Source organism: Arthrobacter sp. CAN_A1, assembly GCF_015751665.1.
Taxonomy (GTDB): domain Bacteria; phylum Actinomycetota; class Actinomycetes; order Actinomycetales; family Micrococcaceae; genus Arthrobacter_D.
Genome location: NZ_JADOUR010000004.1, coordinates 1 through 15,248, shown reverse-complemented (window position 1 = coordinate 15,248; position 15,248 = coordinate 1). Strand labels below are relative to the sequence as shown.

Annotated in this window: 15 protein-coding genes and 1 tRNA gene; 4 read left to right on the top strand and 12 right to left on the bottom strand. The window is 65.2% G+C overall.

Going from position 1 to position 15,248, the window contains the following annotated elements; translation table 11 throughout:
• Position 1 precedes the first annotated feature (1 nt).
• The 5 genes from dop to IWX62_RS05900 all read right to left on the bottom strand — a co-directional run bounded on the left by dop (position 2) and on the right by IWX62_RS05900 (position 6,588).
• The gene (gene dop, locus IWX62_RS05920) at positions 2-1,588 is read right to left on the bottom strand and encodes a depupylase/deamidase Dop (protein ID WP_333483259.1); all 1,587 of its coding nucleotides are present in this window, start codon (positions 1,586-1,588) and stop codon (positions 2-4) included.
• Between the two features lie 65 nt (positions 1,589-1,653).
• Positions 1,654-3,303, bottom strand: a complete 1,650-nt coding sequence (gene arc, locus IWX62_RS05915) for a proteasome ATPase (protein ID WP_442859241.1) — start codon at positions 3,301-3,303, stop codon at positions 1,654-1,656.
• Between the two features lie 242 nt (positions 3,304-3,545).
• Positions 3,546-4,637, bottom strand: a complete 1,092-nt coding sequence (locus IWX62_RS05910; protein ID WP_196840460.1) for a tRNA (adenine-N1)-methyltransferase — start codon at positions 4,635-4,637, stop codon at positions 3,546-3,548.
• A gap of 44 nt (positions 4,638-4,681) precedes the next feature.
• Positions 4,682-5,833: a site-2 protease family protein gene (locus IWX62_RS05905; RefSeq protein WP_196840459.1), complete on the bottom strand. Its 1,152-nt coding sequence runs from the start codon at positions 5,831-5,833 to the stop codon at positions 4,682-4,684.
• A complete protein-coding gene (locus IWX62_RS05900; RefSeq protein WP_196840458.1) occupies positions 5,830-6,588 on the bottom strand; it encodes an HAD family hydrolase in 759 nt (252 codons plus the stop codon). The genes IWX62_RS05905 and IWX62_RS05900 overlap by 4 nt, the downstream gene beginning before the upstream one ends.
• Before the next feature lie 139 nt (positions 6,589-6,727).
• On the opposite strand from IWX62_RS05900, the gene IWX62_RS05895 reads away from it, so the two are divergent.
• The gene (locus IWX62_RS05895; RefSeq protein ID WP_333483258.1) at positions 6,728-7,582 is read left to right on the top strand and encodes a PAC2 family protein; all 855 of its coding nucleotides are present in this window, start codon (positions 6,728-6,730) and stop codon (positions 7,580-7,582) included.
• 33 nt (positions 7,583-7,615) lie between these two features.
• On the opposite strand, the gene mshC is transcribed toward IWX62_RS05895, so the two are convergent.
• The gene (gene mshC, locus IWX62_RS05890) at positions 7,616-8,893 is read right to left on the bottom strand and encodes a cysteine--1-D-myo-inosityl 2-amino-2-deoxy-alpha-D-glucopyranoside ligase (RefSeq protein ID WP_196840456.1); all 1,278 of its coding nucleotides are present in this window, start codon (positions 8,891-8,893) and stop codon (positions 7,616-7,618) included.
• Between the two features lie 74 nt (positions 8,894-8,967).
• The gene (locus IWX62_RS05885; protein ID WP_196840455.1) at positions 8,968-9,792 is read right to left on the bottom strand and encodes an undecaprenyl-diphosphate phosphatase; all 825 of its coding nucleotides are present in this window, start codon (positions 9,790-9,792) and stop codon (positions 8,968-8,970) included.
• Between the two features lie 74 nt (positions 9,793-9,866).
• On the opposite strand from IWX62_RS05885, the gene IWX62_RS05880 reads away from it, so the two are divergent.
• Complete coding sequence (locus IWX62_RS05880; protein ID WP_196840454.1) at positions 9,867-10,805, top strand: aldo/keto reductase; 939 nt, start codon at positions 9,867-9,869, stop codon at positions 10,803-10,805.
• Here the strand turns inward: IWX62_RS05880 and IWX62_RS05875 are convergent.
• The gene (locus IWX62_RS05875) at positions 10,802-11,026 is read right to left on the bottom strand and encodes a hypothetical protein (protein ID WP_196840453.1); all 225 of its coding nucleotides are present in this window, start codon (positions 11,024-11,026) and stop codon (positions 10,802-10,804) included. The genes IWX62_RS05880 and IWX62_RS05875 overlap by 4 nt on opposite strands.
• 40 nt (positions 11,027-11,066) lie before the next feature.
• Here IWX62_RS05875 and IWX62_RS05870 point away from each other — a divergent pair, with 40 nt between their 5' ends.
• Positions 11,067-11,297 carry a DUF5703 family protein gene (locus tag IWX62_RS05870; protein ID WP_196840452.1) on the top strand — a complete coding sequence of 77 codons (231 nt, stop codon included), beginning with the start codon at positions 11,067-11,069 and terminating at the stop codon, positions 11,295-11,297.
• Between the two features lie 10 nt (positions 11,298-11,307).
• Here IWX62_RS05870 and IWX62_RS05865 read toward each other — a convergent pair whose 3' ends face one another.
• A complete protein-coding gene (locus tag IWX62_RS05865; protein ID WP_196840451.1) occupies positions 11,308-12,468 on the bottom strand; it encodes an acyl-CoA dehydrogenase family protein in 1,161 nt (386 codons plus the stop codon).
• Positions 12,469-12,479: 11 nt separating this feature from the next.
• A complete protein-coding gene (locus IWX62_RS05860) occupies positions 12,480-13,781 on the bottom strand; it encodes a M20/M25/M40 family metallo-hydrolase (RefSeq protein WP_196840450.1) in 1,302 nt (433 codons plus the stop codon).
• Between the two features lie 169 nt (positions 13,782-13,950).
• Between IWX62_RS05860 and IWX62_RS05855 the strand changes: the two genes are divergently transcribed.
• Positions 13,951-14,033: transfer RNA gene (locus IWX62_RS05855), tRNA-Leu, on the top strand.
• 163 nt (positions 14,034-14,196) lie between these two features.
• On the opposite strand, the gene IWX62_RS05850 is transcribed toward IWX62_RS05855, so the two are convergent.
• Positions 14,197-14,682 (bottom strand): DUF805 domain-containing protein, encoded by a 486-nt coding sequence (locus tag IWX62_RS05850; protein WP_196840449.1) that lies wholly within the window; start codon positions 14,680-14,682, stop codon positions 14,197-14,199.
• Positions 14,683-14,837: 155 nt separating this feature from the next.
• On the bottom strand, positions 14,838-15,248 hold a 411-nt coding region (locus IWX62_RS05845), incomplete at its 5' end, for an S-layer homology domain-containing protein (RefSeq protein ID WP_196840448.1).

The following is a 15,248-nucleotide window of genomic DNA, read 5'->3' as shown; positions in this document are numbered from 1 at the left end:
TCTATGGTGCCATGTTGGTTTGTGGCCTGCTCAAAAGCCGGGCAACAAATTCTTCGGCGTCGGCCGACGCAGCAAACAGTTCACGGGTGAGGGCGGCGGTTCCGCGGAGCGGCTCGCGGGTCTGGATCCGTTGCAGCCGCCGCTGGGAGGCGAGTTCGAAGATGATCGAGTCCCAGCTGGCGCCCACCACTTCCCGGGGGAAACTGCTGATACAGCGGCCGCGGAAGTAGGCGCGGGTGTCCTCCGGCGGATGGGACACCGCGGCAGTCACCTGCTCGTCGGTGACCAGCCGGTCCATCTGGCCGCGCGCCGACAGCCGGTGATAGATGCTCTTCTCGGGGCGCAGGTCCGAGTACTGCAGGTCCACCAGGGCCAGTCGAGGGTCGTCCCAGGACAGCCCGTCGCGGCTCCGATAGGCTTCCAGCACCTTCAGCTTGGCCACCCAGTCAAGTTGGTGCGCGGCGTCGAACGGGTCCCGGCGGAGGGTGTCGATCAGTGCCCCCCACCGGTGCAAAAGGTCAGCGCTTTGTTCATCAGTCCCACCCTGGAGGGCGGCCTCGCCCCGGCATGCCTCGAGGTACAGCTCCTGCAGGTCGAGCGCCGTCACCAGCCGGCCATCGACCAGCCTGATCCGGTGCTTCAGGCTGGGATCGTGGCTGACGGCCTGCAGCTCGCGGACCGGATCCTGGATCGCAGGAACCGGGGCGCTGTCGCGTTCAATCAGGGAAAGCACCAGCGACGTGGTGCCCAGTTTCAGATAGTTGGAGACCTCGCTCAGGTTGGCGTCCCCGATGATGACGTGGAGCCGCCGGTATTTCTCGGCGACGGCGTGCGGCTCGTCCCGGGTATTGATGATCGGTCGGCGGACCGTCGTTTCGAGGCCAATCTCGTTCTCGAAAAAGTCGGCGCGCTGGCTGAGCTGGAAACCGGGCGCCTGATTCAGGGCGCCGATACCCACCCGGCCGGACCCGCAGATGGTCTGGCGGGACACGAAGAACGGGATCAGCACGGACGCCAGATGGTTGAACGGAACGCTGCGCGGCACCAGGTAGTTTTCATGCGAACCGTAGGAGACGCTCTTGTTGTCGGTGTTGTTCTTGTAAAGGTGGACCGGTGCGAAGCCGGGGGTCGCGGCGATCCGGCGCATGGCCGCCAGGGCGACGGCGTCGCCGGCACGGTCCCACAGCACAGCGTCGCGTGGGTTGGTCACTTCCGGTGATGAATATTCGGGGTGGGCATGATCGACGTACAGCCGGGCCCCGTTATTCAGGACCAGGTTCATCAGGACCGCCTGATCCAGGGGGCCGGCGTCGTCCAGGCCGGCATCCAGCAGGGCGATCTGCTCGGCGGTGAGCACAGGCGGAGAGTCGGTCAGCTGGGACGGGTCGGCCGCGTGCCGGGCCTGATGCCAGCCGCGGGCGTCGGCCAGCGGAGCCTCATCCGTGTAGTCCCAGCGGGTGCCGGCGAGATTCCCCAGCCCCTCCCGGAGCGTCGCCGCGTAGGCGTTGACCACCTGGGAGGACAGTACGGTCGCGTTGGCGTCGGGGATCGACGGGGCGATGATGCCGTACTCGGTTTCGGTGCCCATCACACGGTGGGCGGAGAACCGTTCAGGATCGAGGACTGAAGCATCGGTGGTTGGCCCTGCTGGTGTCACAGATACTGTCCGGTATTGGCAGTGGTTTCAATGGTCTTCCCCGGCTCCTGGCCGGCTTTGCCCTGCACGATGGTCCGGATATAGGTGATCCGTTCCCCCTTCTTGCCGGAGATCCGCGCCCAGTCGTCGGGGTTGGTGGTGTTGGGCAGGTCCTCATGCTCACGGAACTCGTCGACGACGGCGCGGAGGAAATGCTCAATCCTCAGGCCCTTCTGACCATCCAGCAGCAGGTCCTTGATAGCGTACTTTTTGGCCCGGTCCACCACGTTCTGGATGACCGCGCCGGAATTGAAGTCCTTGAAGTACAGCATCTCCGTGTCGCCGTTAGCGTAGGTGACCTCAAGATACTCGTTGGATTTCGCGGTCGAGTACATTTTCTCGACGGTGCGCCGGATGATGCCCTGCACAGTGGCTGAACGGTTGCCGCCGTGCTCCCCCAGATCATCCTCATGGAGGGGCAGGTTCTCGGTGATGTACTTCCCGAAAATCTCGGCTGCGCCCTCAGCGTCGGGACGGTGGATCTTGATTTTGACGTCCAGGCGACCCGGCCGGAGGATGGCCGGATCGATCATGTCTTCCCGGTTGGAAGCGCCAATCACAATCACGTTCTCCAGCTTTTCGACGCCGTCGATCTCGCTGAGCAGCTGCGGAACAATGGTGGTCTCCACATCGGATGACACCCCGGTGCCCCGCGTCCTGAACAGGGAGTCCATCTCGTCGAAGAAGACCACAACAGGGCTGCCGTCCGAAGCCTTTTCGCGGGCCCGGGCGAAGATCAGCCGGATGTGGCGTTCGGTCTCCCCGACGTATTTGTCCAGCAGTTCGGGTCCCTTGATGTTCAGGAAGTAGCTGCGGGTTTCGGTGGATCCGGTCCGTTCGATGGCGCGGGCGGCAAGCGAGTTGGCCACCGCTTTGGCAATCAGGGTCTTGCCACAGCCCGGAGGGCCGTACAGCAGAATGCCCTTGGGCGCCTTGAGCCCGTGTTCCCGGTACAGGTCCGGGTGCAGGAACGGCAGCTCGACGGCGTCCCGGATCTGCTCAATCTGCGGACCCAGCCCACCGATATCCTCGTAGGCAATATCGGGTACTTCCTCAAGGACAAGATTCTCCACCTCGCTGCGGGGGATCTTCTCCAGCGCGTAGCCGGACCTATTGTCGACCGACAGGGCGTCACCGACCCGGATCCGCTCCGACTGGAGGGGCCCATTGAGCCTGACAACGCGTTCCTCGTCGGCCCGTCCGATCACCAGGGCACGGTCGGAGCCCAGCAGCTCCTTGACGGTCACCAGTTCTCCGGCGCGTTCGAAGGCCAGCCCCGCCACAATGGTCAGGGATTCGTTGAGGAGGACCTCCTGGCCGGGCATCAGCTGCCCCACCTTGACCAACGGGCTGATCGCCACCCGCAGTTTCCTGCCGGACTGCAGGATGTCCGCGCTGTCCTGGGCGGTGCCCGACGCAGTCGTGCCCTGGTCTGCGGGTCTCTGGACGTTGAGGGCAATGATCGTGCCGAAGCTGAAGGGGGTGGCACCCTCATTCTCCAGCGCACCCTTGAGACGGACAATTTCGGCCCGCGCGGTTTCCAGCGCTGCCACCAGTTTGGTGTTGTTCTGGGCGGCCGAGGACAGCTGCCGGTCAATGTTGCGCATGCGGTCCCGCAGGATGTTCAGTTGCCGTTGCGTTGCGGCCAGCTGGCCCGCGCCAGCTGCGGCCTCCTGCGGGACGGCCGCGGACAAATCTGGAGGGTTTACGTTCTCGAAGTCAGCCATGCGTATCGCCCACCTTCAGTGCTCGATTAGTGCTCTCATTCGACCATAGCGCAGTGGGCCGCGTAATTCCTGATAGTCAGGCTGGCCCCCGGGGGGATGAACCTGCCCGGCGACCCCACAACTCAGCGTTCCCCGGCATCCTGGATAGGGTCCTGGGCGGCGTCAGCGAGCTGGTCGCGTCGGGCCTGCGCCTCTTCGGCGGGCAAGGCGCCGCGCTGGATGGTGGAACTGGCATCTCGTGCCACGCGTCGCAACCGCTTATCCGATACTTCACGCTCGCCCACCGCCTGGGGGGTCCAGGCGTTGAGGTCCTCTGCGCTGAAATCGGTCTTGGACGGGCGCCGCTTGGGTGACAGGCCCGTGACCCCGTGCGCCAGCCGTCGCGTGATGAGGAGGAAGCCGGTGTGGGCCACCATGCGGTGATCCGGGCGGACGGCCAGGCCCTCAAGGTGCCAGCCGCGCACCATCGACTCCCAGGCATCGGGTTCCGTGAAACGGCCGTCAGCCCGAATGGCTTCGGCGGTCCGTGACAGCTGGGTCACGGTCGCGACGTAGTTGATCCACACGCCGCCGGGCGCGAGTACCGTGGCGACGGCGTCGAGGCACTCCCAGGGTGCCAGCATGTCCAGGACCACCCGGTCCACGCTGCCCGGCTCTTCCTCCTGGACCACCTGCTCCTGGAAATCGCCCAGGGTGATCTTCCACGCCGGGTGCGGACCGCCGAAGATGGTCTCGACGTTCCCCTGGGCAATATCGGCGAACTCGGCGCGACGCTCGAACGAGTGCAGGTAGCCTGCATCCCCCACGGCCCGTAGCAGGGAAATGGACAGGGCACCGGAGCCCACCCCCGCCTCCACAACCCGGGCGCCCGGGTAGATATCCGCCATGGTGATGATCTGGCCGGCGTCTTTGGGATAGACCACTGCCGCGCCACGGGGCATGGACAGCACAAAGTCGGACAGGAGCGGGCGGAGTGCCTGGTACAGCTGTCCACTGGTGTTGGTGAGGACTGAACCTTCCAGTGCTCCGATAAGTCCGTCGTGCAGGAGGAAACCCTTGTGCGTGTGGAAGGCTCCGCCGGGGGTCAGCGTGATGGTATTCATGCGCCCCTTTTCGTCGGTCAGCTGCACGCGTTCACCAGCGCGGAACGGACCCCGGCGGACGGCGGCACCGTGGGGAGGGTGTTCCGCGGGGGTGGTTCCGGGGGTGTTCATCAGGGAAATCCTTAGCTCGTGGGGCGGTGAGACGGGTGGTGAGGTTACAGGGTGGGGCCGGGTTTGCCGGTGATGGCCGAGATGACTGTCGACTGGTGCAGGAGCCCGGTGACCCGGCCGAGCCGGTCGATCACCGCGTATTCGCTGCCGGGTAGTTTAGCCAGGAACTGGACCAGTTCCTGGCCTTCGGCTGACTCCAGGACGTAGGCGCCCGGTGACAGTGCACGGGCTACAGCGTTGATCAGGGTCTGCTCGGCGGCGTCGTCGGGAACACTGAGCAGCGCCCCGGAGTCCACTACGGCTTCGGGGAGACCTCCCGGGCCGGTGAGGACAATCGCGGCGCCCGGATTGTCCCGGACGAGCCTCCTGACCATTTGAACAGTGGTCCCCGCAGCAATGCTCAGTGCCGGTTGTTTCAGCCGACCGGCGCTGACCTCGGGGAGCCGCAACCGCATCCGGGCGTTCTGGATGGCTGCTGTCGCCCCCATCCACAGGAATGCGCCCATCACCGCGGCAAGAATGACTACAGTCAGGTCAGGGGTTCCTCCGGCCAGCAGGGGCACACCGAGCACCGCCACCACGAGAAGAATCACGATGATGCGGCCCGCCCAGCCAGCCGCCACGGTGCCTTTGTCCTGGTTGCCGGTGGCTTTCCACACGGCGGATTCGACGATCCGCCCGCCGTCGAGCGGAAGGCCCGGCAGCACATTGAACACGGCGACCAGAAGGTTCGCCCAGATAAAGATGTCGGCGAGGAGCCGTCCCACCGACTGGGGTTCGAAGAGAGGGACGGCCAGCCAGCCGCCCAGCGCGAGCAGGAAGTTCGCTGCGGGACCGGCCAACGCCACCACCAGGGAGCGGCCGGGGCTGGCATTGAAGTTCTCGAACTGGGTGTGCCCGCCCCAGAGATTCAGGACAATGCGGGCCGTCGGCCACCCGAAGCGGCGTGCCGAGAGGGCGTGGGCGAGTTCGTGGACCAGTACTGACGCCGCCAGCAGGAGGGCGTAGCCGAGGGCAACCCCATAGGCGCCGGCCCCGATCCCAGGAAAAGCGCGGGCTACCTGCGGACCGAACACCACCACCACGAACCCGGCGATGAGAAACCAGGACCAGGCCAGGACGATGGGGATCCCCAGGAGCCGGCCCAGCGAGATTCCCTCGCGCCGGCGCAGGCCCCCGGCTTCGGGGGTGGTCACCGTGCTGCCTGTTCGGCCGGGACCGGGCGGTGATCGTGGACCAGCCGGTTCAGGTCTGCCACCGATCGGTGCTCAAGGGTGGACCACTGGAACCAGCCCCGATCGGTGGGCAGGGCCATCATATGCGGCACTGCCAGGGTGACCAGTCCGGCGGACTCCGCCGAGGTGGCACCGGGCAATGAATCCTCAATCGCCACGACCCGGTCTTTGGTCAGGCTGCCGGACGCCCCACCCAGGGCGTCGAACGCCACCTGGTAGGCCTCCGGGTCGGGCTTCCCCCGCTGGACCATATCGCCAGTGACCAGCAGGTCAAACGTGCCCGGCGGCAGTTGGCGCACCACTTCGGCAGCCAGCGGTTGCTCGGACATGGTGACCATCGCGCAGGGAATGCCCTGCGCCTTGAGGTCCGCGAGCAGCTCGCGGGCACCGGGCCGCCAGGGGGCGGTTTCGGCGACGCGGGTCTGCACCGCTGTGGTCAGGTGATCGATGATGTCGCGGATGGGCAGGTCGACGCCGGCCCGCTGCAGAACACCGGCCGAGAAGGAGAGTGCCTGGCCCACCAAAGCTTCGGCGTCGGCGGTTGACCAGCTGCCACCATGCCGGGCTACCAGATCCTTTTCCGCCTGGATCCAGTACGGTTCGGTATCGACAATCGTGCCGTCCATATCCCAGAGAACCGCCTGCAGTCCCCCGGGGTCGGCACTGGGTGCCTGTCCGGAACGTGGCGCAGCTGAACTGGGATCGAAAATAGCCATGGCCCCAGTCTACGGGGAGGGCAGCCACGCCCGTGGCTGCTTTGGCTCTGCGCGAAGCGGTGGGCAATAGCTGCCCACAGTTGGCGGGGAGGTTTAGGGTGAAGTGGTGAGTACCTTTGATGAGAGCGTCCAGCCCGGAATCCGTGGCCTTTTCCAGGATAGTGATGCGCCCGAACGTCGGGTGACCATCTTGCTTGCCGCGTTCGAGGGCTGGAACGACGCCGGCGAGGCGGCCAGCGACGCCCTGAAGTTCCTGGGGCGTTACTGGGGCAGCGAAAAAGTGGCGACCATCGACGCCGATGAATTCTACGACTTCCAGTTCACCCGCCCCGTGGTGACCCGCGACGCCACCGGCCAGCGCAAGATCAAATGGCCCACCACCCGGATCAGCAAGGCATCAGTGCCGGACACCAACGTGGACATTATCCTGGTGCACGGTGTTGAACCGTCCTATAAATGGCGTGCCTACACGGCGGAACTGATTGCTTCAGCCAAGGAGCTCAACGTCGACTGCATCATCCTGGTCGGTGCCCTGCTAGCCGACGTACCGCACACCCGGCCCATCCCCGTCACTGTCACCTCGGATGATGAGCTGGTGCGGGAAAATCTCGACATTGAGCCGTCCACCTATGAGGGGCCGATCGGCATTGTCGGGGTGCTGAGCGAGGTGGGTTTGCTGGCCGACATCCCGACGCTGTCCCTGTGGGCAGCCGTGCCGCACTATGTGGGCCAGTCCCCGTCTCCCAAGGCGCAGCTCGCTCTGCTGAACCGGCTGGAGGAGATGCTCCACCTCTCAGTGGACACCCACCTCCTGGTCGAAGAGTCAGAGGCGTGGGAGCGCGGTGTCGACGAACTCGCTATTGAGGATCCCGAAGTGGCCGCCTACGTGCGGCAGCTTGAAGAGGCCAAGGACACCGCTGAACTGCCCGAAGCAAGCGGCGAATCAATCGCCAGGGAATTCGAGCGGTACCTCAAGAAGCGCCGCAAGGACTGACGCCTCACCGGCACTGGTGGGACGGCGGCTGGCCTACCTCGTCAAGTTGATGCCGAGCAGGGCGTCCAGAGCGTCCACCACGCCGTCGGCGCCACTGGTGGTGCCCCCCGTGGTGGGTGCGTCGGCGGCCCAGCGGTCGACGGCGGTCACCGCGGACGGTGCGTCGAGGTCGTTGGCGAGTGCTGCCCGTAATTCAGCGGTGAGCGTGGCAGCCGCTTCCTCTGTGGCGGAGCCCAGGGCCAGCCGCCAGCTGGCGAGCTGATCCTGTGCGCGGGGGATCACCTTGTCGGTCCAGGACCAGTCGGAGCGATAGTGGTGGTTCAGGATGGCCAACCGGATCGCTGCCGGATCGACGCCGTCGCGGCGTAACGTCGACACCAGGACGAGGTTACCGCGGGACTTGCTCATCTTCTCGCCATCCAGGCCCACCATGCCAGCATGGGAGTAATGCCGTGCCAGCGGGGTCCCGGTTGCCGCTTCGGCGTGGGCCGCGCTCATCTCGTGGTGTGGGAACACCAGATCCGAGCCGCCGGCCTGCACGGTGAACGGCAGATCGAGAAAGTGTTGGGCAATGACGGCGCATTCGATGTGCCAGCCGGGACGGCCCCGGCCCAGGGTGTTCCCATCCCAGTCCGGTTCACCGGCCCGTGCGACGCGCCAGAGCAGCGGGTCCATGGGGTGCTTTTTCCCTGGTCGGGCCGGGTCGCCGCCGCGTTCGGCGAACAGACTGGTCATGTCGCCCTGGTCCAGGTGGGAGACGGCGCCGAGGAACCAGGCGTCGGGGCCGGACAGTGCAGCTGACGCGGCGTCCACCGAGAAGTAGATGTCGCCGTCGGGCTCCGATCCATTGCCCGGAACCGGGTACGCGATCCCCCGCTCCAGCAGGGACTCGATCACCGGCACGATCCACTCAATCGATTCGACGGCGCCAATATAATGGTCCGGCGGGATCACGTTCAGTTCGTACATGTCCTCGCGGAACAGGTCGGTCTGCTGCGTGGCGAGGTCGGTCCACTCGACCCCAGTCGCGGCAGCCCGTTCGAGGAGGGGGTCGTCAATGTCGGTAACGTTCTGGACATAATTCACGACGGCGCCCGAGTCGCGCCAGAGTCGGTTCAGGAGATCGAACGCGACGTAGGTCGCGGCGTGGCCCATATGGGTGGCGTCGTACGGCGTGATGCCGCAGACGTAGAGGCCGTGCCGGGCATCGGTCGGCAGGGCGACGTGCTGCTGCTGTTTGGTGTCGTACAGCCCGATGTCGGCGCTTTCGCCGGGCAGGACAGGAATAGGTCGAGAGTTCCACGCAATCACGTCTTCTACAATACGTTCTTTGGGGCAGCAGCCCGACCAGCCCGGGGGCAGTGCCGCGCCTGCGGCAGAGAAGATCAGGGGTTGATGACGCCGAATCCGAGGAGCAGGAACAGGGCCAGTCCCAGCAGGATCCGGTACCAGACAAACAGGCCGTAGCTGCGGGTCGAGACGAACTTCAGGAACCATCCAATGATCACAAATCCCACCACGAAGGCAATCCCGGTTGCCAGCGCGGTCTCTCCCAGACCATAGGGGCCCGGCTCGTCGAAGCTCTTGACCAGCTGGAAGAGGCCGCTGGCGAATACCGCCGGAATGGCGAGCAGGAAGGAGTAGCGGGCCGCGGCTTCCCGGTTGTAGCCCATGAACAGGCCCGCGGTAATGGTGCCGCCGGATCGTGAGACACCCGGGATGAGCGCCAGCGCCTGGGCGAAGCCGTAAAAAATGCCGTGGCGGTAGGTCAATTGGTCGAGTGACCGGTCCTGTTTGCCGACGGTGTCGGCCACCGCCAGGATCAGGCCGAAGACCACCAGCATGGTTGCTGTCAGCCACATGCTGCGCAAAGTGCTCTCGATCTGGTCCTGGAAGAGCAGTCCCAGGATCCCGATGGGGAGGCTGCCGAGGATGACGAGCCAGCCCATTTTCACGTCCGGGTCATTGGTCGGTACCTTGCCGACGAGCGATTTGGACCAGGCCGTGATGATTCTGACAATGTCACGCCAGAAGAAGACGACCACAGCGGTTTCGGTGCCGAGCTGGGTGATGGCAGTAAACGCGGCGCCCGGGTCCTGTGCGTTCGGCAGGAACTCGCCGACGATCCTCAGGTGGGCGCTGGAGGAGATGGGCAGGAATTCCGTCAGGCCCTGCACCAGGCCCAGGATGGCAGCTTCGATCCAATTCACATCTAAGACCCTAGAGCACGTACCTGCCAGGCACGGGGAGGCAGGCGGCCCGCCACAGGCTTTAGGCTTACCGTATGCAGTGGCAAAACGTGGGCAGCAGCGGTCTGACAGTATCCCGTGTGGGATTGGGCACTATGACCTGGGGTCAGGACGCGGATGAGGAAACCGCCCGGGAACAGCTACGCCTGTTCACCGAGGCGGGCGGCACCCTGGTGGGTACAGCCGCGCAATACTCGGAGGGCCGGGCGGAGGCGATGCTGGGCGATCTTATCGGCGACACCGTTGCCCGCTCCGAGCTGGTCCTCGCCGTGCAGGGCGGGTCGGCGCGCCAGCACGCCGGGGTACGCCGTGCTGACGGGTCCCGGAAGGGCTTGCTCGACTCCCTCGACGCGTCGCTGGCCCGCCTCGGTACCGACTACGTTGACCTGTGGCTGGCGCCGGCCCGGCACGCCGCTGTTCCCCTGGAGGAGACCCTTGGAGCGCTGGAACTCGCCTACCGGACCGGTCGGGCCCGTTACGTGGGGGTGTCCAATCACGCCGGCTGGGAACTCGCGCTGGCGTCGGCGACGGCAGGCTTCCCCCTTGTTGCTCACGAGGCTGAATACTCCTTGCTGAACCGGACCGTCGAACGCGAGGCGACGCCGGCCGCTGCCGCTCTTGGCGTGGGCCTGGTGGCCTGGGCGCCGCTCGGTCGCGGCGTGCTGACCGGGAAGTACCGGGGTCAGACCCCGTCGGACTCCCGCGCGGCCTCCGACTTGTGGGCTCCCTATGTGGAGCCGTACCTCTCGGGTCGCCCGCACCGGATTACCGAAGCCCTGGTCACCGCAGCGAGGGGCCTGGATCTCGCCCCGCTGGAGGTCGCCCTACGCTGGGTGCTGCACCGCCCGACGGTTGCGGCGGCGATGACCGGCGCCAGGACGGGTCACCAGCTCAAGGATGTGCTGTCAGCAGCACAGGATCCGTTGCCGGCGCAAATATCCTCTGTGCTCGACGAGGTGTCAGCCCAGCCCTAGGACTCGTCCTCGTCGTCGCCGTCCTCGTAAATGACCAGCGGCGTCACCTCTCCGTGGGCGTCGTAGAGGACCTCCTCATAGGTATCGAACGCATCGGCGATGGCCAGGTAGGCGGCCTCGACAGCCGGATCCTCGTCACCACGCCGGGAGGCCGCCGCGTTCAGATGCTCTTCAAGCGCTGAAACCAGGGTTTGGAGCGCGACACGCGGATCAATACTCATGGGTAGACGTTATCGGTAAAGTGATCAAAATTGGAGGGAAATGCGAGAACATTTTATGAGCGCGACGGCGCCGAAGCGCGACGTCGAACGCCGGTACGAGTACCTGGTCCTGACCGTTAACGCCGGCGAACCGGTCAGTGCGGCGCGTCAGGCGCTGACTGAGCACGCCGAATACGGCAAGTGGGAACTGGAACGCAGCTGCATCTATATCGGCGGCGGCCGGCGGTACTGGATGCGACGCAAGGTTCTCCGGGTGGAGCGGACCGCCTGACCGGCCGAAGCTAGTCCTCCGTCAGCGGACCCAGCCAGGCCGCTGCCACCGTCCGGTGAGCCGACTCGCTGGACGACGGATGATATTGCCCTGCGAGGACGTCCCGGTGCAGCCGGCCAATTTCGCTGGTCGCATGGTAGCCGCGGCCTCCTGCCAGATGCAGGGCCACATCGTTCACGTTGCGCGCCACCGTCGTGGCCCGGAGCTTGAGGGCCACCAGCTTCGCGAACCAGCGGCTGCCGTGGTGCACCCGGTTATCAAGATCCCTGGCTATCGACCGCAGCTGGGCGTCGAGGGAATCCATGGCCATCGCGGCGTCGGCCACCTGCCAGCGGGCTTCGGGCGTCTGCGAGAGCGGTACCGCGTCCCGGCCGGTGGTTCGCTCCCCCGCCGATGCGACGGCGAGGTCGAGTGACCTGTCCCCGATCCCCGTGTACACGGCCGACACGAGCGTTTCGAACACCCCGAAGACTGCGAACACCAGCGGGTCCGCGTTGGGGCCCACAGGCAGGTGCCTGAAGATCCTTTCGGCCGGCACTGCGACGCCGTCGAGCCGGGTGGTGTGCGACTGACTGGCCCGCATGCCGAGGGTGTCCCAGTCCTCGACCGTGTGGATCCCGGCGGTCCCCCGGGTGACGAAGCCATGCACCAACTCCTCCGTCCCGTCCGGTGCCGTGGCTTTGCCGAACACGCCGAGGCGGGTCCAGGCGGGAGCCAGGCTCGTGAAGATCTTGGTGCCGGCGAAGACATACCCGCCGCCAGCCTGTGCCGTGGCGGTGGTGAGGGAATCGAACAGGACCGCGTCGTTGCCCGGCTCTGACAGTCCGAACGCGTACAACTCCCCCTGGGCCGCTTCCCGCAGCACGTACGCCAGCGAGTGATCCCCCTGGCGCTGCAGCAGCAGGGCGACGCCGGTCCACACCAGGTGCATGTTGATCGCCAGCGCCGTGGCGGGCGCGGCCGTTGCCAGCCGCCGCTGGCACGCCGCCACCGCCTCGATGCCCAACCCGCTGCCGCCGTCGCTTTCCGGGGTCATCAGCGCCAGATACCCCCTGTCCCGGAGATCCACCAGATCCTCATGGAAGAACTCGTTCCGCGCGTCGTAGCTGGCGGCGCGTTCGCGGAATGTGTCGAGCAGGCTGTCGGGGAGGATGTCCTCGGGGGTGGGCACTGTGATACCGCCTAGTAGGTGGTGAGCAGACGGTGCAGGACGCGGGAGCCGAACTTGAGCGATTCGGTGGGGACCCGCTCGTCGACGCCGTGGAACATACCGGTGAAGTCCAACTCGTCGGGCAGCTGGAGCGGGGCGAAGCCATACCCGGTGATGCCGAGCCGGCTCAGCGACTTGTTGTCGGTGCCTCCCGAGAGCGTGTACGGCAGGACCTTCGCCCCCGGATCCTGGCTGTGGAGGGCATCGATCATCGAATCGACCAGGTTACCGGCGAACGGCACCTCCAGGGAGACGTCCTTGTGGTCGTAGGTGACGTCGACGCCGTCGCCCACGAGTTCCTTGATGGTGGCAAGGACCTGCTCCTCCTGGCCGGGGAGGGTGCGGACGTCGATCAGCGCTTCGGCGGTGCCGGGGATGACGTTGTGCTTGTACCCGCTCTTGAGCACCGTCGGGTTGGAGGTGTTCTGCAGGGTGGCCCCGACGAAACGGGCCACGGTGCCGAGCTCGGCGAGGAGCGTCTCGGGGTTGTCCGGATCGAATTCGACGCCGGTGAGTTCGGTCACACCATCGAGGAACTGGCGGGTGGTGGGGGTGAGCTCGATCGGCCATTGGTACTCCCCCACCCTGGTGACGGCGCGTGCGAGGCGGGTGACGGCGTTGTCGGTGTTGATCTGCGAGCCGTGGCCGGCGCGGCCGTGGGCCACCAGACGGAGCCAGGAGATGCCCTTCTCGGCGGTCTGCAGCAGGTAGGTGCGCTGGCCACCGATGGTCGCTGAGAAACCGCCGACTTCGGAGATCGCTTCGGTGGCTCCCTCGAACAGGCCGGGCTGGGTATCGACCAGCCAGGATGCGCCGTATGTGCCGCCGGCCTCCTCGTCAGCGAAGAACCCGAAAATCAGGTCGCGTTTGGGCTGGATCTTGTCGCGCTGCATGCTGCGGAGGACCGAAAGAATCATGGCATCCATGTCCTTCATGTCGACGGCGCCGCGGCCCCAGATCAGGCCGTCCTTCTCCTCACCGCTGAACGGGTCAACAGTCCAGTCCTCTTTCTGGGCGGGGACGACGTCCAGATGCCCGTGGACCACCAGGGCCGGTAGTGACGGATCCGAGCCCGGCATCCTGGCGATCACCGAGGCGCGGCCCGGTTCCGACTCGAAGATTTGTGACCCTAGGCCAACTTCGTCCATCAGGCCCGCCGTGTACTCGGCCGCCGCTCGCTCACCTGGGCCCACATTGTCGCCATAGTTGGATGTGTCAATGCGGATCAGTTCCTGGCAGATGCGGACAACTTCGTCTTCGGGCTTGATGGTCATCGTGTGGGCCTCCTGAGCCAAATGGTCTGTTCCACCAGCCTAACCACTGTGGTGCCGGTTCCTGGCGGTTCTCCTGCCGCTGAGAACGGCGGATTAAACTCTTGGGCCTTCATCGTGTTAGAGTTTTTTTCGCTGCTTCCGAGGTTTAGAGCTACGGAAAACATCACCTGCGCGGGTGGCGGAATGGCAGACGCGCTAGCTTGAGGTGCTAGTCCTTTAACGAGGGTGGGGGTTCAAGTCCCCCTCCGCGCACAATGAGAAAACCCCGGTTCGCCGGGGTTTTTTTATGCCCAGAACTACCCGGACTCTTTTCGACCACGCGACCCGCGGATCCCCTGCCGGTGCCGGCGAAGTCGACGCCTGGTAAACATCATGGCCAACATTGACGTTGGCAGTAAGGGTAGAGCGTTGCAGCTTAAGGGCGGGTGACGCCCAGGCCTAAAGGTTGCTCATCGTACCGACGACCTTCCGCGTTCGGGCCGAGGATCAGCAGGAAGAGCAGCACTAGCTGACCAACGACCGGTATTGCGATCGTCAAGAGTAGCCACCCACTTTCGTTGGTGTCGTGAAGTCGACGGATGCCCAGTGCAATGCTTGGAATAGCTGTGGCCACTATCCAGAGCAGGAACAGCGCATACCCGATGGCTACAACTGGTTCGGCAGTGAGATGCCCGATCGATGGATAAACACGTCCGCCAGAGGTCATCAGAATGTTCAGAAGACTGCAGACGACTCCCGAGACGAGAACCCACCACCAAAATTCGCTACGACTGGCACGCCCGGATGTCGTTGCATACTTTCTGACGAAGCGCTCCACTGCGACTTTCGGTGATGCGCCGTAATGCGGCAACCAAAGCGGCGGGTCGGGCACAGCTCGTGCCGAAGTCGATGATGCAGCCATTTGTTCCCCCCCAGAAAGTGATGCAATCGGTGGGTCCACTCTACGGGCACGGGCGGATCAGACGCGGATCTCCGACCGCCATCGAGCACAGGAACGCGCCGCGGGGTGAACCGCGGGGCTTTCCTGGTGATGCAGTTTTCAAACCGTGCTGAAACTTACTGGAATCTGGTGGAGTACCGGTACATGAATGCTGCCATCGCATCCCGTTTCACAAGCGTCAGCGGACGGTAGGTGCCATCAGGGTAGCCGGTACTGATTCCGGTGGAGGCCAACCAGGAGATTTCTTTGTAGAACTGGTTGTTGGTGGAAACGTCCCCGAAGGGTGACCTGGCCGGTGCGGTGTAGGAGGGGCTCCCCGCCATCCGGTACATGAACGCTGCCATCGCATCCCGATTCACTGATCCCAGCGGACGGTAGGTGCCATCAGGGTAGCCGGTACTGATTCCGGTGGAGGCCAACCAGGAGATTTCCTTGTAGAACTGGTTGTTGGTGGAAACGTCCCCGAAGGGTGACCTGGCCGGTGCGGTGTAGGAGGGGCTCCCCGCCATCCGGTACATGAACGCTGC

What these genes read in the sequence shown, in the direction of transcription:
- IWX62_RS05860 (WP_196840450.1), bottom strand. Translation starts at nt 13,781, where the DNA reads ATGACCATCAAGCCCGAAGACGAAGTTGTCCGCATCTGCCAGGAACTG.
- IWX62_RS05900 (WP_196840458.1), bottom strand. Translation starts at nt 6,588, where the DNA reads ATGGCTATTTTCGATCCCAGTTCAGCTGCGCCACGTTCCGGACAGGCA.
- IWX62_RS05880 (WP_196840454.1), top strand. Translation starts at nt 9,867, where the DNA reads ATGCAGTGGCAAAACGTGGGCAGCAGCGGTCTGACAGTATCCCGTGTG.
- arc (WP_442859241.1), bottom strand. Translation starts at nt 3,303, where the DNA reads ATGCGCAACATTGACCGGCAGCTGTCCTCGGCCGCCCAGAACAACACC.
- IWX62_RS05850 (WP_196840449.1), bottom strand. Translation starts at nt 14,682, where the DNA reads ATGGCTGCATCATCGACTTCGGCACGAGCTGTGCCCGACCCGCCGCTT.
- IWX62_RS05875 (WP_196840453.1), bottom strand. Translation starts at nt 11,026, where the DNA reads ATGAGTATTGATCCGCGTGTCGCGCTCCAAACCCTGGTTTCAGCGCTT.
- dop (WP_333483259.1), bottom strand. Translation starts at nt 1,588, where the DNA reads ATGGGCACCGAAACCGAGTACGGCATCATCGCCCCGTCGATCCCCGAC.
- IWX62_RS05910 (WP_196840460.1), bottom strand. Translation starts at nt 4,637, where the DNA reads ATGAACACCCCCGGAACCACCCCCGCGGAACACCCTCCCCACGGTGCC.
- IWX62_RS05870 (WP_196840452.1), top strand. Translation starts at nt 11,067, where the DNA reads ATGCGAGAACATTTTATGAGCGCGACGGCGCCGAAGCGCGACGTCGAA.